This is a genomic window from Streptomyces sp. NPDC048331, assembly GCF_043201215.1.
Lineage (GTDB): Bacteria > Actinomycetota > Actinomycetes > Streptomycetales > Streptomycetaceae > Streptomyces.
Window position 1 is genome coordinate 126,623 of the sequence record NZ_JBICYT010000005.1, and the last position, 17,972, is coordinate 144,594.

The 17,972-nt window shown below is 72.4% G+C and carries 17 protein-coding genes; 10 read left to right on the plus strand and 7 right to left on the minus strand.

Going from position 1 to position 17,972, the window contains the following annotated elements; genetic code table 11:
* Positions 1-226: 226 nt before the first annotated feature.
* Complete coding sequence (locus ACGFYY_RS10600) at positions 227-1,990, minus strand: biotin carboxylase N-terminal domain-containing protein (RefSeq protein ID WP_365267458.1); 1,764 nt, start codon at positions 1,988-1,990, stop codon at positions 227-229.
* A 607-nt stretch (positions 1,991-2,597) separates the two neighbouring features.
* On the opposite strand from ACGFYY_RS10600, the gene ACGFYY_RS10605 reads away from it, so the two are divergent.
* On the plus strand, positions 2,598-4,169 hold the full coding sequence (locus ACGFYY_RS10605) for an MFS transporter (RefSeq protein ID WP_393708191.1): 1,572 nt from the start codon (positions 2,598-2,600) through the stop codon (positions 4,167-4,169).
* A gap of 132 nt (positions 4,170-4,301) precedes the next feature.
* Positions 4,302-4,790, plus strand: coding sequence for a hypothetical protein (locus ACGFYY_RS10610; RefSeq protein ID WP_365267454.1), 489 nt, complete (start codon positions 4,302-4,304; stop codon positions 4,788-4,790).
* Here ACGFYY_RS10610 and ACGFYY_RS10615 read toward each other — a convergent pair.
* The 4 genes from ACGFYY_RS10615 to ACGFYY_RS10630 all read right to left on the minus strand — a co-directional run bounded on the left by ACGFYY_RS10615 (position 4,771) and on the right by ACGFYY_RS10630 (position 7,471).
* Positions 4,771-5,394, minus strand: a complete 624-nt coding sequence (locus tag ACGFYY_RS10615) for a nucleoside triphosphate pyrophosphatase (protein ID WP_365267452.1) — start codon at positions 5,392-5,394, stop codon at positions 4,771-4,773. The genes ACGFYY_RS10610 and ACGFYY_RS10615 overlap by 20 nt on opposite strands.
* 41 nt (positions 5,395-5,435) lie before the next feature.
* Positions 5,436-5,570 (minus strand): morphogenic membrane protein MmpB, encoded by a 135-nt coding sequence (gene mmpB / locus ACGFYY_RS10620; RefSeq protein ID WP_266353118.1) that lies wholly within the window; start codon positions 5,568-5,570, stop codon positions 5,436-5,438.
* Positions 5,571-5,650: 80 nt separating this feature from the next.
* Positions 5,651-5,857: an acyl-CoA carboxylase epsilon subunit gene (locus ACGFYY_RS10625; RefSeq protein WP_393708537.1), complete on the minus strand. Its 207-nt coding sequence runs from the start codon at positions 5,855-5,857 to the stop codon at positions 5,651-5,653.
* A gap of 21 nt (positions 5,858-5,878) precedes the next feature.
* Complete coding sequence (locus ACGFYY_RS10630; RefSeq protein WP_365267450.1) at positions 5,879-7,471, minus strand: acyl-CoA carboxylase subunit beta; 1,593 nt, start codon at positions 7,469-7,471, stop codon at positions 5,879-5,881.
* Positions 7,472-7,602: 131 nt separating this feature from the next.
* Here ACGFYY_RS10630 and ACGFYY_RS10635 point away from each other — a divergent pair, with 131 nt between their 5' ends.
* From ACGFYY_RS10635 to hutH, 5 genes are all read left to right on the plus strand, one after another.
* Positions 7,603-8,469, plus strand: a complete 867-nt coding sequence (locus ACGFYY_RS10635) for a biotin--[acetyl-CoA-carboxylase] ligase (RefSeq protein ID WP_365267449.1) — start codon at positions 7,603-7,605, stop codon at positions 8,467-8,469.
* 196 nt (positions 8,470-8,665) lie between these two features.
* Complete coding sequence (locus ACGFYY_RS10640) at positions 8,666-9,829, plus strand: adenylate/guanylate cyclase domain-containing protein (protein ID WP_365267447.1); 1,164 nt, start codon at positions 8,666-8,668, stop codon at positions 9,827-9,829.
* A gap of 139 nt (positions 9,830-9,968) precedes the next feature.
* Complete coding sequence (locus tag ACGFYY_RS10645; protein WP_393708196.1) at positions 9,969-10,772, plus strand: enoyl-CoA hydratase/isomerase family protein; 804 nt, start codon at positions 9,969-9,971, stop codon at positions 10,770-10,772.
* Between the two features lie 120 nt (positions 10,773-10,892).
* Positions 10,893-12,008, plus strand: a complete 1,116-nt coding sequence (locus ACGFYY_RS10650; RefSeq protein WP_365267443.1) for a GGDEF domain-containing protein — start codon at positions 10,893-10,895, stop codon at positions 12,006-12,008.
* A gap of 107 nt (positions 12,009-12,115) precedes the next feature.
* Entirely contained in the window at positions 12,116-13,657 is a 1,542-nt protein-coding gene (hutH, locus tag ACGFYY_RS10655; protein WP_393708539.1) for a histidine ammonia-lyase, read from the plus strand.
* Positions 13,658-13,720: 63 nt separating this feature from the next.
* Here the strand turns inward: hutH and ACGFYY_RS10660 are convergent, their stop codons facing one another.
* Positions 13,721-14,089, minus strand: coding sequence for a hypothetical protein (locus ACGFYY_RS10660; protein ID WP_393708199.1), 369 nt, complete (start codon positions 14,087-14,089; stop codon positions 13,721-13,723).
* Between the two features lie 107 nt (positions 14,090-14,196).
* Here ACGFYY_RS10660 and ACGFYY_RS10665 point away from each other — a divergent pair, with 107 nt between their 5' ends.
* The 3 genes from ACGFYY_RS10665 (at position 14,197) to ACGFYY_RS10675 (ending at position 17,026) form a co-directional block, all read left to right on the plus strand.
* Positions 14,197-14,538, plus strand: a complete 342-nt coding sequence (locus ACGFYY_RS10665) for a hypothetical protein (RefSeq protein WP_052873263.1) — start codon at positions 14,197-14,199, stop codon at positions 14,536-14,538.
* A gap of 134 nt (positions 14,539-14,672) precedes the next feature.
* The gene (locus ACGFYY_RS10670; RefSeq protein WP_393708202.1) at positions 14,673-15,941 is read left to right on the plus strand and encodes an Ig-like domain-containing protein; all 1,269 of its coding nucleotides are present in this window, start codon (positions 14,673-14,675) and stop codon (positions 15,939-15,941) included.
* Between the two features lie 116 nt (positions 15,942-16,057).
* Positions 16,058-17,026, plus strand: coding sequence for a GNAT family N-acetyltransferase (locus ACGFYY_RS10675; protein WP_393708204.1), 969 nt, complete (start codon positions 16,058-16,060; stop codon positions 17,024-17,026).
* Here the strand turns inward: ACGFYY_RS10675 and ACGFYY_RS10680 are convergent.
* On the minus strand, positions 17,016-17,900 hold the full coding sequence (locus ACGFYY_RS10680; RefSeq protein WP_365267435.1) for a helix-turn-helix transcriptional regulator: 885 nt from the start codon (positions 17,898-17,900) through the stop codon (positions 17,016-17,018). The genes ACGFYY_RS10675 and ACGFYY_RS10680 overlap by 11 nt on opposite strands.
* Between the last annotated feature and the right edge of the window lie 72 nt (positions 17,901-17,972).

Consider the following 17,972-nt stretch of genomic DNA (forward strand, 5'->3'; position numbering starts at 1 on the left):
GGACGGTTCGGTGTCGTACTGCCGTCGGGTGGGTGCGGGTGATCAGGTGTTGTGCGATCGGTTCGACGGAACGGCGTGGACCTCGTCGATGTCGCCGCACTACGACCTCGGCTACCCGGACACGTTCGCGTAACCGGGCGGGGTCCGCATCGCGGACCTGAAAACGAGGAACGCCGGCGGGGCTGGATCTCTCCAGCCCCGCCGGCGTTCAAGGTGCTGCGGGACGTCAGTCCTTGATCTCGCAGATCGTCGCGCCCGAGGTGACCGACGCGCCGACCTCGGCGGTGAGGCCGACGACGGTGCCGGAGCGGTGCGCGTTCAGCGGCTGCTCCATCTTCATGGCCTCGAGTACGACGACCAGGTCGCCCTCGTTGACCTGCTGGCCCTCCTCGACCGCGACCTTGACGATCGTGCCCTGCATCGGGGAGGCGAGGGTGTCGCCGGAGGCGGCGGGCCCGGACTTCTTGGCCGCGCGGCGCTTCGGCTTCGCGCCGCCGGCGGCGGCGGTGCGGGCCAGGGTCATGCCCAGCGACGAGGGGAGCGAGACCTCGAGGCGCTTGCCGCCGACCTCGACGACGACCGTCTCACGGCCCGGCTCGTCCTCGGTGTCGTCCGCCGCCGGGGCCGAGAACGCAGGGATCTCGTTGACGAACTCGGTCTCGATCCACCGGGTGAAGACGGTGAACGGGGTGCCGTCGGTGGGGGCGAACGCCGGGTCGGCGACGACCGCACGGTGGAAGGGGATGGCCGTGGCCATGCCCTCGACCTCGAACTCGGCGAGCGCGCGGGCGGCACGCTGCAGGGCCTGCTCGCGGGTGGCGCCGGTGACGATCAGCTTGGCCAGGAGCGAGTCCCAGGCCGGGCCGATCACGGAGCCGGACTCGACGCCCGCGTCGAGGCGGACGCCCGGGCCCGAGGGCGCGGCGAACTTCGTCACCGTGCCGGGCGCCGGGAGGAAGCCGCGACCCGGGTCCTCGCCGTTGATGCGGAACTCGATGGAGTGACCGCGCAGGACCGGGTCGCCGTAGCCGAGCTCCTCGCCGTCGGCGATGCGGAACATCTCGCGGACCAGGTCGATGCCGGAGACCTCTTCGGTGACCGGGTGCTCGACCTGGAGGCGGGTGTTGACCTCGAGGAAGGAGATCAGGCCGTCGGCGGAGACCAGGAACTCGACGGTGCCGGCGCCGACGTAGCCGGCCTCCTTCAGGATCGCCTTGGACGCGGCGTACAGCTCCGCGTTCTGAGCGTCGCTCAGGAACGGGGCCGGGGCCTCCTCCACGAGCTTCTGGTGGCGGCGCTGGAGCGAGCAGTCACGGGTCGAGACGACGACGACGTTGCCGTGCGAGTCGGCCAGGCACTGGGTCTCGACGTGGCGGGGCTTGTCGAGGTAGCGCTCGACGAAGCACTCGCCGCGCCCGAAGGCGGCGACGGCCTCACGGACGGCCGATTCGTAGAGCTCCGGCACCTCTTCGAGGGTGCGGGCGACCTTCAGACCGCGACCGCCACCACCGAAGGCGGCCTTGATGGCGATCGGCAGGCCGTGCTCCTTGGCGAAGGCGACGACCTCCTCGGCCCCGGAGACCGGGTCCGGCGTGCCGGCGACCAGCGGCGCCCCGGCGCGCTGGGCGATGTGACGGGCGGCCACCTTGTCGCCGAGGTCACGGATGGCCTGCGGCGGCGGACCGATCCAGGTCAGGCCGGCGTCGATCACGGCCTGGGCGAAGTCGGCGTTCTCGGACAGGAAGCCGTATCCGGGATGGATGGCGTCCGCACCGGAGTCGGCGGCGGCCTGGAGGACCTTGGAGATGTCCAGGTAGCTGGCGGCCGGGGTGTCACCGCCCAACGCGAAAGCTTCGTCGGCCGCGCGGACGTGCAGAGCGTCCCGGTCCGGATCGGCGTAGACGGCTACGCTCCCGATCCCGGCGTCCCGGCAGGCCCGAGCAACGCGGACAGCGATTTCGCCACGGTTGGCGATGAGCACCTTGCGCACGATGGCTCCCTCCTTGAAACAAGCTGAGTTTAGGGACAGCCCACACGGCCTTTCGACCCTTCCCCGGTGGTGACCTTGCCCACACAGAGTGTGATGCGAGGGTCGAACCGGCGGAGAACCCTTGTGGCGCCCCAGGTCAGGGGGATCCCCGACTGCACAGTAACCCCGTCATGTATCCAAGGTCTCTGTCCCCCCGGTCAGCGGCCCCGGGTGATTCTTTGTCGAGTCCCTACGAACGGCCCAGAGTTTCTTTGCGGTCGTGAGAGGAGTTGTCCCCTTGTTTACTGATTGGTAGCCCGGTCGTCCCGCAGGGCGAACAGGGACAACACCGTACCCACAGCGAGGTGGCGCGGACGGGCCCGGGCGGGCGGCAGCGCGCCGGGCGTGTCCTACGGATGGACGACAGCGGGCCCGCGATCGGCCGACGCCGGGGACACCGGCGAGTTGGCAACCCGGGCGGTCCGAACGGCGTCCTCCACACGGCGTGGAAAAGGGACGACCAGCGAGACGAGGACGAGGAGATGGCCTTGGCAGGCTACTTACCGGGGCTCCTTCCCGGCCGATCCGACGCGGCCGGGGTCGGGCGGCGCCCACCGGCCGTCGCGGCGTGAGCGCCGGGACGAAGTCGCCCGCGGATCCGGCCGGGCGCCGCGTCCTGTCGGCGGCGCTGTGCGCGAGCGCCCCGGCGGAGGTGCTCGATTTCCTGCTGCCGCTGTGGGCGGGGTCGACGCTGCGCGCCGGGGCCTCCGTGGTCGGCGCGCTGATCGCCTTCGAGGCGGTGGTCTCGCTGGTCGTGCGCCCGCTCGCCGGGGAGCTGGCCGACCGCTTCGACCAACGCCGGGTGGCCGCGGCCGGCGCGGGTCTGTACGCCCTCTCGTTCGCGGGCTTCGCGCTCGCCGACTCACTGGCGCCGGCCTTCGTCGCGGCGGGCCTGGGCGGCGCCGGCGGGGCCCTGTTCTGGGTCGCGCTGCGGGCCTGGACCGGGCAGCGGTCGCGGGAGGGCGACGGCACCTCCGCCTACGGCAGATTGCTGTCCGCGGAGGGTCAGGGCGCCTTCGTCGGCTACCTGGTGGCGTTCTCCCTGCTGGAACGGGGTGGCTATCCGCTGCTGTTCTGGCTGGGCGCCGCTGCCTGCCTGGTGGCCATGGCCTCGCTGCTGCGCGGGCCCCGCCAGGAGCGGGCCGGGGCGGTGACCGGGCGCCGGGAGCGGTGGGGCGCCGCGGAGCGCCGGCTGCTGCCGCTGATGGTCGTGTCGGCGGTGACGGCCGCGGCCGAGGCGGGGCTGTGGATGCTCCTGTTGCTCCGGCTCCAGGCGGATCTGGAGCTGTCCCCGAACGAGATCGCGCTGGTCTTCACCCCCGGCTTCGTGGTGTTCGTCCTGCTCCCGGCGCACGCGCACCACCTCACCGGCCGGCTGGGCCGTACGCCGACCGTGGTCGCCTCGTTCGCGGCGAGCGCGCTGTTCGCAGCGGGGCTCGCGGTGGTCTCCACGCCGCCCGCCGTCGCCGTCCTCTGGACCGTGGCCGCCGCCTGCTTCGCCGCGCAGATCCCGGTGGAGCAGGCGACCGTGGCCGCCGCCTCCGGAGGGCGGATCGGTCGGGCCATGGGTCTGTACGAGAGCGCCCGGCTGGCCGGTGTGGTGGTCGGCCCGCTGGTGATGGGTGTGCTCTACGAGGGGGCCGGCTGGGTCGCCGCCTGCGTGGCGGCCGCGGCCACCTCGGCCCTGGGGGCGCTCGTGGCGCCGTACGCGATCCGCACCCTGGGCCTGCCGCCGGAGCGCGGGCACCCGTCGGGCCGGACCGACGACGAGACCGACATCAAGACCGACAGCGCCATCGACAGCGACATCGACAGGGGGAGGAGCACCGACATGAGTGAGCGGGAGACGGCGGGGCAGCCGTCGGCGGGGACCGTTCCCGGGCCGAAGGCCCACGCCCGCAAGGAGCGGCGGGACTGGTACATCCACACGGCGGCGTTCGCGCTGGGGCAACTGGTCCTGTGGGCCCTGGACTCCAGCTGGCTCGTCTGGCAGATCACGGACGGCGCCGTGCCCGACGAGCAGCGCGGACCGCTGGTCTGGTTCGGCCGGATCTGGCTGACCGTCTGGGTGATCGACACCATCTGGTCCTGGTCGTACACCCTCTGGCCGCGGGAGAAGAAGCCCAAGTCGTCTTCGTAGCGGCGCCGTACGGCGGTCCGTGGGCCGCGAGGCGTCCGCAACCCGGGTGTGCGCATGTCTTGCCCGCCGAGCTACCCGTTAGTAGCCTCCAGGCGTCGAACGGGCTTGTGACACGTGGGGGGTGGCGGCATCGTGCTGCGAAGACTCGTGGCCGGACTGGCCGCGATCGTGCTCGTCGCGGAAGCGGCGCTGCTCGTGCTCGTCCACATCGTGCTGGGCCGGACCACGGCGAACCAGTCGATGTCGATAGCGGGCAGCGACCCTGACGTCATGTCCAAGGCGACCTACGGCATGGGGGCGGCCATGGGCGCCTTCCTCGTCCTGTGCGCCGTGATCGCCGCCGTCACCGCGATCCGCGACCGCGCGCCGGGCCGCTTCGGCCGCGTCGTGCTCATCAGCGGCGCCGTCACCCACGGGGTGCTCGGCATGCTCTCCGTCGCGCTGGTCGGCTGGGCCGCCTTCGCGACGCTGATGCTGATCCTGTGCCTGCTCGTGCTGACCCTGATGTCCTACGCCGCCCGGCCCGGCGGCGGTGCCGGCGCCGAGGGCGACGCGGGCGAGGACGGCCCGCCGCTGCCGCCCACGCCGCCGTACGGGGAGCTCAAGCCCACAAGTCCGTGATGGACACGTCCAGTTCGCCCAGCAGGGAACGCAGCAGCGGCAGCGACAGGCCGATGACGTTGCTGTGGTCCCCGTCGATGCCGTCGACGAACGGCGCCGACAGCCCGTCCAGGGTGAACGCCCCAGCCACGTGCAGGGGCTCCCCGCTCGCCACGTACGCGGCCACCTCCGCGTCCGTGGGCTCGCCGAACCGGACCGTCGTCGAGGCCGTGGCCGAGACCTGACGGCCGTCCGCCGTGTCGATCACACAGTGCCCGGTGCGCAGCACGCCCGACCGCCCGCGCATCGACTTCCAGCGCGCGGTGGCCTCCTCGGCGTCCGCCGGCTTGCCCAGCGCCTCGCCGTCCAGCTCCAGCACCGAGTCGCAGCCGATCACCAGGGCGCCCGCGGCCTCGTCCAGCCCCGCCACGACGGCGGCCTTCGCCTCGGCCAGCGCCAGCGCCAGGGCGGCCGGCTCGTCGTGGTTCAGGGTGTCCTCGTCGAAACCGCTGACGATCACGTGCGGGGCGAGCCCGGCCTGCCGCAGCAGGTTCAGCCGGGCGGGGGAGGCGGAGGCGAGGACGAGCTTGCGCCCGGTCGTCGAGGGCTCAGGTGTCGCAGTCATGGGGGCCATCGTAGGCGCGGCCCGCACCCCCGTCACCGGGCCTAGAAGTGGCCCACACCCAGGACGTACACCACCACGAGCATGGCGAGGGCGAGCACCACGGTCAGCCGCCGGATCATCGCCTGCGCGTCGCGCATGTCCTTGGGCGGCTCGTTCTTCGGGTCGGACCAGAGCATGCCCTGATCCTGGCCCGGAAAAGGGGTGTGGCGCCTGAGTACGGGTACTCAGGCGCCACCGTCCGTTCACCCCGGTTCGGCTACGCGGGCCAGTACGTACGGCCCCACGCCCGCGGCCCCGGATGCGGAACCCGCCGCCGGGCCACCCTGGCCGGCGCCGACCACTCGTCCGCGACCGTGGGGGCGAGCGACGGTGCCATGGCCAGCATCGCCGCCCGCGCCTGGACCACCGCCAACGCGGCGGCCAGCTCCTCCGGGGTCGGATTGCCCTTGACGACCTTGATCACCACAGAGTCCTCCTGGAGGGGCTAGAGCGGAATGTTGCCGTGCTTCTTCGGCGGCAGGGACTCCCGCTTGGTACGCAGCTGCCGCAGCCCCTTCACCACGTGCGCCCGGGTCTCGGACGGCATGGTCACCGCGTCGATGTAGCCGCGCTCGGCCGCCGTGTACGGGTTGAGCAGCGCGTCCTCGTACTCGGCGATGAGCCGGGCCCGGGTCTCCTCCACCTCCTCGGGAGCGGCCTCCGCGATGGTGCGGCGGTGCAGGATGTTCACGGCGCCCTGCGCACCCATGACGGCGATCTGCGCGGTCGGCCAGGCCAGGTTCAGGTCGGCGCCGAGGTGCTTGGAGCCCATGACGTCGTACGCGCCGCCGAAGGCCTTGCGGGTGATGACGGTGATCAGCGGAACGGTGGCCTCGGCGTACGCGTAGATCAGCTTCGCGCCGCGTCGGATGATTCCGTTGTACTCCTGGTCGGTGCCCGGAAGGAAGCCCGGGACGTCCACGAAGGTCAGCACCGGGATGTTGAAGGCGTCGCAGGTCCGCACGAACCGCGCCGCCTTCTCGGAGGCGTCGATGTCCAGGCAGCCGGCGAACTGCATCGGCTGGTTGGCGACGACGCCCACCGGGTGGCCCTCGACCCGGCCGAAGCCGGTCAGGATGTTCGGCGCGAAGAGCGACTGGGTCTCCAGGAACTCCGCGTCGTCGAGCACGTGCTCGATCACGGTGTGCATGTCGTACGGCTGGTTGGCGCTGTCCGGGATCAGTACGTCGAGCTCCCGGTCGGCGTCGGAGACCTCGGTGTCCGACTCCTCCGGGAAGGAGGGCGGCTCGGAGAGGTTGTTCGACGGCAGGTACGCGAGCAGTGACTTCACGTACTCGATGGCGTCCTTCTCGTCACCCGCCATGTGGTGGGCGACGCCGGACGTGCTGTTGTGCGTGCGCGCCCCGCCCAGCTCCTCGAAGCCGACGTCCTCGCCGGTGACCGTCTTGATGACGTCCGGGCCGGTGATGAACATGTGCGAGGTCTGGTCGACCATGACCGTGAAGTCGGTGATGGCCGGGGAGTACACGGCGCCGCCCGCGCAGGGCCCGACGACGAGGCTGATCTGCGGGATCACGCCGGACGCGTGGACGTTGCGGCGGAAGATCTCGCCGTACATGCCGAGGGCGCTGACGCCCTCCTGGATCCGGGCGCCGCCGGAGTCGTTGATGCCGACGAGGGGGCATCCGGTCTTCAGCGCGAAGTCCATGACCTTCATGATCTTCTGGCCGTAGGTCTCGCCGAGGGCTCCGCCGAAGACGGTGAAGTCCTGCGAGAACACGGCGACCGGGCGGCCGTCCACCGTGCCGTAGCCGGTGACGACGCCGTCGCCGTAGGGGCGGGTCTTCTCCAGCCCGAAGTTGGTGGACCGGTGCCGGGCGAACTCGTCGAGCTCGACGAAGGATCCCTCGTCCAGCAGGAGGGCAACCCGCTCACGCGCCGTCAGCTTGCCCTTGGCGTGCTGCTTCTCCACGGCGCGGGCGGAGCCGGCGTGGGTGGCTTCGTCGATGCGGCGCTGCAGATCCGCGATCTTGCCCGCGGTGGTGTGCATGTCGATCGGCTCTGACGGATGTGACATCGGGGTCGCGGCTCCCTGCGTGGTGTCAACTGCCTGGTCAATTGATTGACTACTGCTGGCTACTGGTGCGTAGCGTATCGGCGGGCATGGCGCTCGGCAGTGCGGCGTTTGACACACCTACATTGGGTTGCATGACGCCATCAGATGCCTCAGCAGGAGCTTCCGCCGGTCGCTGGTCGAGCCTGGACCGGCCGCCGCTCAACGCCGCCGCCCTTCAGAGGGCCCTCGTCACCGAGGGCGCGCTGTGGACCTCCGTGGAGGTCGTTCCCACCACCGGGTCCACCAATACCGACCTTGCCACGCGGGCGGCGCGGTTGCCCGAGGGGGCCGTACTCGTCGCCGAGGAGCAGAGCGCCGGACGCGGGCGGCTGGACCGGAACTGGGTGGCGCCCGCCCGGTCGGGGCTGTTCTTCTCCGTCCTGCTCAAGCCGGGCGACGCGGTACCGCAGGAGCGGTGGGGCTGGCTGACCCTGCTGGCGGGGGTGGCCACCGCGACCGGCCTGTCCCGGGCGGCGGGCGTGGACACCGCCCTCAAGTGGCCCAACGACCTGCTGGTCAGCGTGGACGGCGAGGAGCGCAAGACCGGCGGGATCCTCGCCGAGCGGGTCGAGGACGGCGTGGTCCTGGGGATCGGGCTCAACGTCACCCTGACCGAGGACGAGCTGCCGGTACCGGCCGCGGGGTCGCTGGCGCTGGCCAAGGCCTCCGTGACCGACCGGGACCCGCTGCTGCGGACCGTCCTGCGGTCCCTGGAGGAGTGGTACGGGCGCTGGCGCGAGGCGGCGGGCGACCCCGCGGCCAGCGGCCTCCAGGAGACCTACGCGGCGGGCTGCGCGACCCTGGGCCGGCACGTCCGCGCGGAGCTGCCCGGCGGGCGCACCCTCACCGGAACGGCCGAAGCGGTGGACACCGATGGTCGCCTGGTGATCCGTACGGCCGAGGGCAGGCACGAGACGGTGGGCGCGGGCGACGTCATCCACCTGCGTTCCGTGCACTGACACGGGCCGGGGCCGCCGGGTGCGGCGCCGCACCGGGGTCGCGGCCCCGGACCCCGCACCCAGGTCGCGGGCCGGCGGGAAGTGGGGAGGGGGAGTGAGCTACGGCACACCTGCCGTATGGTTTAGGCGATCCCGGTGCTCGTGGTGATCAACCGGTTCGCAGGGCAGTGCGCACGGAATGGACAGGAGGCGGCCCTTGACCGTCGACGACCCTACGTCCGGCGCGTCCGCCGGTGGCGGCTCCGCGTCCGGCCCGGGCACCCCGATCGGCCGTGACCAGCACACCCCGCACCACGAGGTCGATCACACGGCCCAGCCGACGGCGGATCCCCTCGCCATCCGGCTGGAGCAGCTGATCCTCGGTGCCGAGCGGCGGTACACGCCGTTCCAGGCCGCCCGGAGCGCGGGCGTGTCCATGGAGCTGGCCTCGCGCTTCTGGCGGGCCATGGGCTTCGCCGACATCGGGCAGGCCCGGGCGCTGACCGAGGCCGACGTGCTGGCCCTGCGCCGGCTGGCCGGTCTGGTGGAGGCCGGGCTGCTGTCCGAGCCGATGGCCGTGCAGGTCGCGCGGTCCACCGGGCAGACCACCGCCCGGCTGGCGGAGTGGCAGATCGACTCGTTCCTGGAGGGGCTGACGGAGCCGCCGGAGCCGGGCATGACCCGTACGGAGGTCACGTACCCGCTGGTGGAGCTGCTGCTGCCCGAGCTGGAGGAGTTCCTCGTCTACGTGTGGCGGCGCCAGCTGGCGGCCGCGACCGGGCGCGTGGTGCAGGTGGCCGACGACGACGAGATGGTCGACCGGCGGCTAGCGGTGGGCTTCGCCGACCTGGTGGGCTTCACCCGTCTGACGCGGCGGCTGGAGGAGGAGGAGCTCGGCGAGCTGGTCGAGTCCTTCGAGACGACGGCGGCGGACCTGGTGGCGGCGCACGGCGGCCGGCTGATCAAGACCCTCGGTGACGAGGTGCTGTACTGCGCCGACGACGCGGGGACGGCGGCGGAGATCGCGCTGCGGCTGATCGAGACGATGGAGCTCGACGCGCAGATGCCCGAGCTGCGGGTCGGGATCGCCTTCGGCACGGTGACCACCCGCATGGGCGATGTCTTCGGGACCACGGTGAACCTGGCCAGCCGGCTGACCTCCATAGCCCCCAAGGACGCGGTCCTGGTGGACGGGGCGATGGCCGAGGAACTCTCCCGGACCGGGGCCGCCCCGGTGTCGGAGAAGGAGGCCGAGACGGCCCCCGACGAGGGCGCGTCCTACCGCTTCGCGCTGCAGCCGATGTGGCAGCGGCCCGTGCGTGGACTCGGGGTCGTGGAGCCCTGGTCGCTGACGCGGCGCAAGCGAGCGGGTACCGGCTAGCCGGGCCGGACGCGGTACCGGACACCGCCGGGCCCGCCCGTCGACACCGGCGGGCCGACCGTCGCTGCTGGCGGGCCTGCCGCCGGCGGCCGACACCCCCTAGGATCCCGGGTAACGTTCGTTAACCGGGAGGGTTCCTATGGCGTCCGAGGCCGTGTCCGAGTCGGAGTTCGTGGCGGTACGCCGCCACGAGGGCGGGGTCGCCGAGTTGGTCCTGGACCGCCCCAAGGCGATGAACGCGGTGTCGACCGCGATGGCCCGGGCCCTCGGCGCGGCCTGTGCCGAGCTGTCCGCCGACCGGTCCGTACGCGTGGTCGTGCTCTCCTCGACGTCGGAGCGGGCCTTCTGCGTCGGGGCGGACCTCAAGGAGCGGAACTCCTTCTCGGACGTCGAGCTGGTCCGGCAGCGGCCGACCACGCGGGGCGCGTACGGGGGCGTGCTGGCACTGCCGATGCCCACGATCGCGGCGGTGCACGGGTTCGCGCTGGGCGGCGGCTTCGAGCTGGCCCTGGCCTGTGACGTGATCGTCGCCGATGAGACCTCGGTGGTCGGCCTGCCCGAGGTGTCGGTGGGTGTCATCCCCGGCGGTGGCGGTACGCAGCTGCTGCCGCGCCGGGTGGGTGCGGCGCGGGCCGCGGAGCTGATCTTCACGGCGCGCCGGGTGGAGGCGGCCGAGGCGCTGTCCCTGGGGCTGGTGGACTCGGTGGTCCCGGCCGGTCAGGACACGGCGGAGGCGCTGGCGCTGGCGTCCCGGATGGCGGCGAACTCCCCGGTGGGTCTGCGGGCGGCCAAGCGGGCGCTGCGGCTGGGCCACGGGATGGACCTGGAGGCCGGTCTGGAGATCGAGGACGCGGCCTGGCGGACGGTGGCCTTCTCCGGTGACCGGGTGGAGGGCGTCGCGGCGTTCAACGAGAAGCGCAAGCCGAACTGGCCGGGGGAGTAGCCGGACGGGCGCTTCCGCGGGCCACCCACCCCCTAGCGTCGATCGCTCTTGGTGATCTTGGTGGTACCGAATGTCGCGCTCATTGTCCCCAAATCGGACAAAAGTCCCTAACCTGGGGTGATGGGAGTTGACGGGCGGCTACGGGCCGTGGTGGAACTCGCCCAGGCGATGGCCGCGGCGTGCGCGCCCCGGGACAGCGTGCGGGCGGCCGCGCGGGGCGCGCGCGTGGCGCTGGACGGCTCGTTCGCCGCGATCTCCGCGTGGGAGCGGGAGCGGGGGCGTCTGCGGGTCCTCGTGAACGAGGGAGAGCGGCGGGCGGGCGAGGAGGAGTTCCCCGAGGACGAGTCCTACCCGGTGCACGACTTCCCCGAGATCACCGAGTTCCTGCACGAGCTCTGGGTGGGCGGCGGCGGCCCGCACGCCTGGGTGGAGAGCGCCGTCGGTGACCGGCCGGGACGCCGCGGGGACGCCCTGCGCCGCCGTGGCCGCGGGACCTGTGTGGTCGCGCCCATCGTGCTGAGCGGCCGCGCCTGGGGCGAGCTGTACGTCGCCCGGGACGAGGGGCTGCCCGACTTCGACGAGGGCGACGCCGACTTCGCCACCGTGCTCGCCGCGGTGGTCGCGGCCGGCCTCGCGCAGAACGAGCGGCTGGAGGAGGCCCGGCGGCTCGCCTTCACCGACCCGCTGACCGGGCTCGCGAACCGGCGGGCGGTCGACATGCGCCTCGACGAGGCCCTGGAGGAGCACCGGCGGACCGGTGTGGTGGTCAGCCTCGTCGTCTGCGACCTGAACGGGCTGAAGAAGGTCAACGACACCCTCGGGCACGCCACGGGCGACCGCCTCCTGGAACGGTTCGGATCGGTCCTCAGTCTGTGCGGGGCGATGCTGCCCGGATCGCTGGTGGCCCGCCTCGGCGGCGACGAGTTCTGCCTGGTCGGGGTCGGCCCGACGGCGGACGAGGTCGTGCGCGTCACCGAGGAGGTGTGTACCCGGGCGGCCGAGCTGGAGCTCGGTGAGGGGGTGGCCTGCGGGGTGGCTTCCACCGGGGACCCGATCGGGCTGGTGAAGTCCTCCCGGCGGCTGTTCCGGCTGGCGGACGCAGCCCAGTACAAGGCGAAGGCGGCGCGCTCGCCGAAGCCCGTCGTGGCGGGCCGGGACACCGCGGTGGTCCGGCTCGCGGACGCCGCCGCCGAGGAGGCCCCCGGGGAGCGCCGCCGGTTCCGGGGCCGCCAGTGACCGGTCGCCCGCGGCGTCGACCCGTAAGGGGTCCAGCCGCGTCGCGATCGTGACAGTTCCTCCTAGTGACATGAAGCGATTCAATCCGTAGGGTGCTGAATATGGATATGCACACTGTCGTGGTGGGGACGTCCGGGACCACCGCCGAGGACGTCATCGCCGTAGCCCGCGGCAACGCGCGCGTCGAGCTCTCCGCGGAAGCCCAGGACGCCCTCGCCCGGGCCCGCGAGATCGTCGATGCCCTCGCCGCCAAGCCCGAGCCCGTCTACGGCGTGTCCACCGGGTTCGGTGCGCTCGCCTCCCGGCACATCAGCCCCGAGCTGCGTGCCCAGCTCCAGCGCAACATCGTCCGCTCGCACGCCGCCGGCATGGGCCCGCGCGTCGAGCGGGAGGTCGTCCGCGCGCTGATGTTCCTCCGCCTCAAGACCGTCGCCTCCGGTCACACCGGCGTCCGCCCCTCCGTCGCGCAGACCATGGCCGACGTGCTCAACGCCGGGATCACCCCCGTCGTCCACGAGTACGGCTCCCTGGGCTGCTCCGGCGACCTCGCGCCGCTGTCCCACTGTGCGCTCGCCCTCATGGGCGAGGGCGACGCCGAGGGTCCCGACGGCACCGTCCGCCCCGCCGGCGAGCTGCTCGCCGAAGCCGGCATCGAGCCCGTCGTGCTCCGCGAGAAGGAGGGCCTCGCGCTCCTCAACGGCACCGACGGCATGCTCGGCATGCTGGTCATGGCCCTCGCCGACCTCGGCAAGCTCTACACCTCCGCCGACATCACCGCCGCGCTGACGCTGGAGGCGCTGCTCGGCACGGAGAAGGTGCTCCAGCCCGAGCTGCACGCCATCCGTCCGCACCCGGGGCAGGGTGCCTCCGCCGCGAACATGGCCGCCGTCCTGAAGGGTTCCGGGCTCGTCCGGCATTACCAGGAGGAGACCGCCCCGCGCGTGCAGGACGCCTACTCCGTGCGCTGCGCCCCTCAGGTCGCCGGCGCGGGCCGCGACACCATGGCGCACGCCGCCCTGGTGGCCTCCCGCGAGCTGGCCGCCGCCGTCGACAACCCGGTGGTGCTGCCCGACGGGCGCGTGGAGTCCAACGGCAACTTCCACGGGGCCCCGGTCGCCTACGTGCTGGACTTCCTCGCCATCGCGGCCGCCGACCTCGGTTCCATCGCCGAGCGCCGTACCGACCGGCTGCTCGACAAGAACCGCTCGCACGGCCTGCCGCCGTTCCTCGCGGACGACGCCGGCGTCGACTCCGGTCTGATGATCGCCCAGTACACGCAGGCCGCCCTGGTCAGCGAGATGAAGCGGCTCGCGGTGCCGGCCTCGGCCGACTCGATCCCCTCCTCCGCCATGCAGGAGGACCACGTCTCGATGGGCTGGTCGGCCGCGCGCAAGCTCCGTACCGCCGTCGACAACCTGACGCGGATCATCGCCATCGAGCTCTACGCCGCCACCCGCGCCATCGAGCTGCGCCACGGGCTGACCCCGGCCCCGGCCAGCCAGGCCGCCATCGCGGGCGCCCGTGCGGCGGGTGTGCAGGGTCCTGGGCCGGATCGTTTCCTCGCCCCTGACCTGGCCGCCGCCGACGAGTTCATCCGTACGGGCGGCCTGCTGGCCGCGGTGGAGCCGGTGACGGGTCCGCTCGCCTGACACCAGGCCGCGTACGCCGAAGGGCCGCCCCGGGATCCGTTCCCGGGGCGGCCCTTCGCGTGTCTACAGGGCGTGCGAGCGGCGGATCGAGAAGGCCACGAAGCCCGCCCCGACACCGAGGAAGAGGGTGCCGCCCAGGAGGTAGGGGGTGGTGTCCACGGATCCGGTGTCGGCGAGCAGCGACTGCGGGCGCGAGGCCGGCCCGGAGGTCGTTCCGGTGACCGCCCCGGGAGCGTCGGAGTCGGAATCGGAGGCGGAGTCGGCGGATCCGGTCGCTTCGGTGGCCGTCCCGGCGGCGTTCGCGCCCGCGGGCACACCGGAACGGGACTCCTCGACACCGGCCGAGGTGGCACCCGCCGAGGGTACGAACCACAGGGCGGCGAGGAGGGTGGTCGCTCCGAGAGCGGTGAGCAGCGGTCGGCGTGCGGACACGGTGCGATCCCCCTTGTGGCAGCAGCGAATTGGCCGTGTGCGGTGATGCTACGGAAAGGGGCGGGTCGTGGGAAAGTCGGGGCTTCCGCGGGCTTACTCTCCGTCGTATGAACTCTTCTGAGACATCACGTTACGTACGACTTCGGGTGGATTTGGTGCTGGAGGTGCCCGACGTCCAGGCACTCACCGGAGCCGCGCTCGCGCACATCAAGGCCGACGAGTTCATGCCGGACGAGGAGCGCGGCCACGCCGAGTCCGCCGTCCGCGAGGACGAGTCGGAGGCCCTCGCCTACCTCGTCGACCCCACCGACCTGGTCGCGGACATCCCCGGCGTGGAGCTCGCGCAGGCCTCCTGGAGCAGCGAGCCCGTCGAATACGACCCCGAGTCGATGGAGTGGGACCTGGACGAGGAAGATGGGGACTTCGACGAGGAACCCGACAACGCCTGACCGTGTGGTGGACCACATCCGAACGGAATGTGGAACCGGCCGGCGCCGTTAACGCGTTGTCAGGACCAGGCAGGGGGTGTGCCCCCTGCCCGGCCAACCCCGGGGACGGCCAGCCTCCGGGGTATCCGGCAACGATGGAGTGGCGTGTGAGGACGGACAGTAAGCGGCGGAGGCGGTCCCTGGTGGCCATATCCGCCGTTCTCGGTGGGGTACTGATGCTCACGGCGTGCGGCGGCGGAGACGACGCGAAGCCCAAGGGCGGCGAGTCGGGCAAGGCCCAGGCGGACGTCGACGCGGCAGCGGCCAAGGACGCCTCGAAGGCGAAGATAACCATCACGCCGAAGGACGGCGCCACGAACGTCGGCCTGAACGACGCGGCCAATGTGGCGGTCGCCGACGGCACGCTCACCCTGGTCGAGCTGAAGACCAGCGAGGGCACGGCCGTGGCCGGCAAGATCGCCGCCGACGGCAAGAGCTGGAAGCCCGACGCGGCCCTGAAGCGCTCCACGAAGTACGCCCTGGCGGCGACCGCCAAGGACGCCGACGGCAAGGAGGCGCACGAGAACGCCTCCTTCACCACCGTCTCCCCGGAGAACAGCTTCATCGGCTCGTTCCTCCCCGACGACGGTCAGACGGTCGGCGTGGGCATGCCGGTCTCGATCACCTTCAACAAGCCGATCCAGGACAAGAAGGCCGTCCAGGCGGCGATCTCGGTCACCTCCACCAGCAACCAGGAGGTCGTCGGACACTGGTTCGGCGCGCAGCGCCTGGACTTCCGTCCGGAGAAGTACTGGGACGCGAACTCCACCGTCACGATGAAGCTGGCGCTGGAGGGTGTCCAGGGCGCTCCCGGTATCCAGGGCGTCCAGAACAAGACCGTCACCTTCAAGATCGGCCGCAGCCAGGTCTCGCAGGTCGACGTGAAGAGCAAGAAGATGACGGTCACCCGGGACGGCGCGGTCCTCAAGACCATCCCGATCTCGGCGGGCTCCCCGGAGAACCCGACCTACAACGGTCAGATGGTGATCTCCGAGAAGTTCAAGGAGACCCGGATGGACGGCTCCACCGTCGGCTTCAAGGACAGTGAGGGCAAGGGCGAGTACGACATCAAGGACGTCCCGCACGCCATGCGGCTGTCCCAGTCCGGCACCTTCATCCACGGCAACTACTGGGGAGCCGACTCGGTCTTCGGCAGCGCCAACACCAGCCACGGCTGTGTCGGCCTGAACGACGCCAAGGGCGCGGGCGACCCGAACCAGCCCGCCGCGTGGTTCTTCGACAACTCGCTCATCGGCGACGTGGTCGAGGTGATCAACTCCCCGGACAAGGTCATCAAGCCCGAGAACGGCCTCAACGGCTGGAACATGGCCTGGGCGGAGTGGAAGGCCGGCTCGGCCGCCTGACATCCCGAACCACCGCACGCGACGACGGCGGGGATCCCTCACGGGGTCCCCGCCGTCGGGCGTTCGGCCGGAAAACGGCGGGATGCGGCCCGAGTGGATCATCTAGGGTCCCCGGTATGACCATCCGCGCCCTGTCGCTGCCCCCGACCGACACCGAGATCGACGACTGGATCGCGGTCCTCGCCGCCGCCCGGGCCGCCGACCTGCCGCAGGGGCCCCCTCCCACCCGGGCGGAGGTGGCCGGACGGCTGCGCGTCACGCCGGCGCGCGGACGCGCCGCCCTCTGGACCGCGGACGAGGCGACGGGCGTGGCGGCCCTGATCCTGTTCACGGACGAGGCCAACGCGCACACCGCCTTCCTCGACGTGCTCGCCGTACGCCCGGACGCCCGGCGCCGGGGCCTGGGCCAGGCCCTGTGGGAGCGGGTCCGGGACGAGTTGCTCGCCCACGGCCGGACCTCGGTCTCGACCCTGGTGGACCTGGGCGGCCCCGGCCAGGCCTTCGCGGAGTCCCTCGGCTTCGAGAACGTCCTGCCCATGGCCTGGTACGAGCAGGACGTCACGCGGCAGCAGCCCTCGGCGGGCACCCCCGCCGGCGCCTCTCCCGGGTACGAACTGCGCGCCTGGCACGGCCTGGTGCCGGACGACTGGGCCGCGCCGCTCGCCACGGCCCACGGGGCGATGGAGGACGCGCCCATGGGGGACATCGACGAGAAGATCGAGGCCTGGACCCCGCAGCGGCTGCACGCCGCGCACCGGCTCGTCCTGGACCGGGGCGGCGAGATCACCACGGCCGCCGCGGTGACCCCGCAGGGCGAGGTGGCCGCGTACACGGAACTGGTCCTGCCCGACCCGGCCGGCCCGCGCGCCCTCCAGTACGACACCGTGGTCGCCCCCGCCCACCGGGGCCACGGACTGGGCCGCGCGGTCAAACTGCACATGCTGGAGCTGGCCCGCCACCGGTACCCCGCCCTGCGCCGCATCGCCACCACGGTGGCGGACGAGAACACCCCGATGCGGGCGGTGAACGAGAGCCTCGGCTACCGCCTCGACCGGCCCGCGGCGTACTACCAGCTCACCCTGTAGCCGCCGGGTTCCGCGCCCCGGCCCCCTCCGACGGGGCCGACCACGACGCCAGCAGACGCAGGGCGTCCGCCGACGGGGAGCCGGGGGCAGCGTGGAAGGTGACCAGGGACTGCGCCGGGTCGTCCGGCAGCTTCAGCGTCTCGAAGGACAGCCGCAGTTCACCCACGATCGGGTGCCGCAGCAGCTTTTCCCCGTGCGTCTTGTCCGCCACCGTGTGCGCCGCCCACAGCCGCCGGAACTCCTCGTTCTTCACCGACAGTTCCCCGACCAGCGCCGACAGCTGCGGGTCGTCCGGGTGCTGACCCGCGTACATCCGCAGGTTGCTCACCACCTCACACGCCCGGCACTCCCACTCCCCGTACAGCTCCGCCGTCGCCGGATCCAGGAACACCAGCCGCACCAGGTTCCGCTCGGCGGCCGGCAGCGCCCCGAAGTCCCCGAAGACCGCGGCCGCCAGCCGGTTCCAGCCGATGACGTCCTGCCGGTGCCCCACCAGGTACGCCGGCACCCCGCACATCGCGTCCATCAGCGTGCGCAGCTCCGGACGTACCTGCTGCGGGCGCCGGCTGTGACGGCGCCGGTGCGCCTTCGGCCGCGCCAGGTCCATCAGGTGCGCCCGCTCGCTCCCGTCGAGGCGCAGGGCCCGCGCGAGGGCCTCCAGGACCTCCACCGACACGTTGTGCCCGTCGCGCTGTTCCAGCCGCGTGTAGTACGCGACCGACACCCCCGCCAGCTGCGCCAGTTCCTCCCGGCGCAGCCCCGGTACGCGCCGGCGGCGCCCGTGGTCGGGCAGGCCCACGTCCTCGGGGCGCAGCCGCGCGCGGCGGGAGCGGAGGAACTCGCCGAGGCAGGCTCGCTGATCAAGCTGGTCCATCCGGTAAGTATCCCCGGCCGGTGCGCCGCCGTGCAGGCGTGAGCCTGACCCCACCAGGCGTAGGTTCGCCGG

Excerpts from the sequence above, each read along its gene's own strand:
- ACGFYY_RS10615 (WP_365267452.1), bottom strand. The coding sequence starts at position 5,394 with ATGACTGCGACACCTGAGCCCTCGACGACCGGGCGCAAGCTCGTCCTC.
- mmpB (WP_266353118.1), bottom strand. The coding sequence starts at position 5,570 with ATGCTCTGGTCCGACCCGAAGAACGAGCCGCCCAAGGACATGCGCGAC.
- ACGFYY_RS10630 (WP_365267450.1), bottom strand. The coding sequence starts at position 7,471 with ATGTCACATCCGTCAGAGCCGATCGACATGCACACCACCGCGGGCAAG.
- ACGFYY_RS10635 (WP_365267449.1), top strand. The coding sequence starts at position 7,603 with ATGACGCCATCAGATGCCTCAGCAGGAGCTTCCGCCGGTCGCTGGTCG.
- ACGFYY_RS10645 (WP_393708196.1), top strand. The coding sequence starts at position 9,969 with ATGGCGTCCGAGGCCGTGTCCGAGTCGGAGTTCGTGGCGGTACGCCGC.
- ACGFYY_RS10650 (WP_365267443.1), top strand. The coding sequence starts at position 10,893 with ATGGGAGTTGACGGGCGGCTACGGGCCGTGGTGGAACTCGCCCAGGCG.
- hutH (WP_393708539.1), top strand. The coding sequence starts at position 12,116 with ATGCACACTGTCGTGGTGGGGACGTCCGGGACCACCGCCGAGGACGTC.
- ACGFYY_RS10665 (WP_052873263.1), top strand. The coding sequence starts at position 14,197 with ATGAACTCTTCTGAGACATCACGTTACGTACGACTTCGGGTGGATTTG.
- ACGFYY_RS10670 (WP_393708202.1), top strand. The coding sequence starts at position 14,673 with ATGGAGTGGCGTGTGAGGACGGACAGTAAGCGGCGGAGGCGGTCCCTG.
- ACGFYY_RS10675 (WP_393708204.1), top strand. The coding sequence starts at position 16,058 with ATGACCATCCGCGCCCTGTCGCTGCCCCCGACCGACACCGAGATCGAC.
- ACGFYY_RS10680 (WP_365267435.1), bottom strand. The coding sequence starts at position 17,900 with ATGGACCAGCTTGATCAGCGAGCCTGCCTCGGCGAGTTCCTCCGCTCC.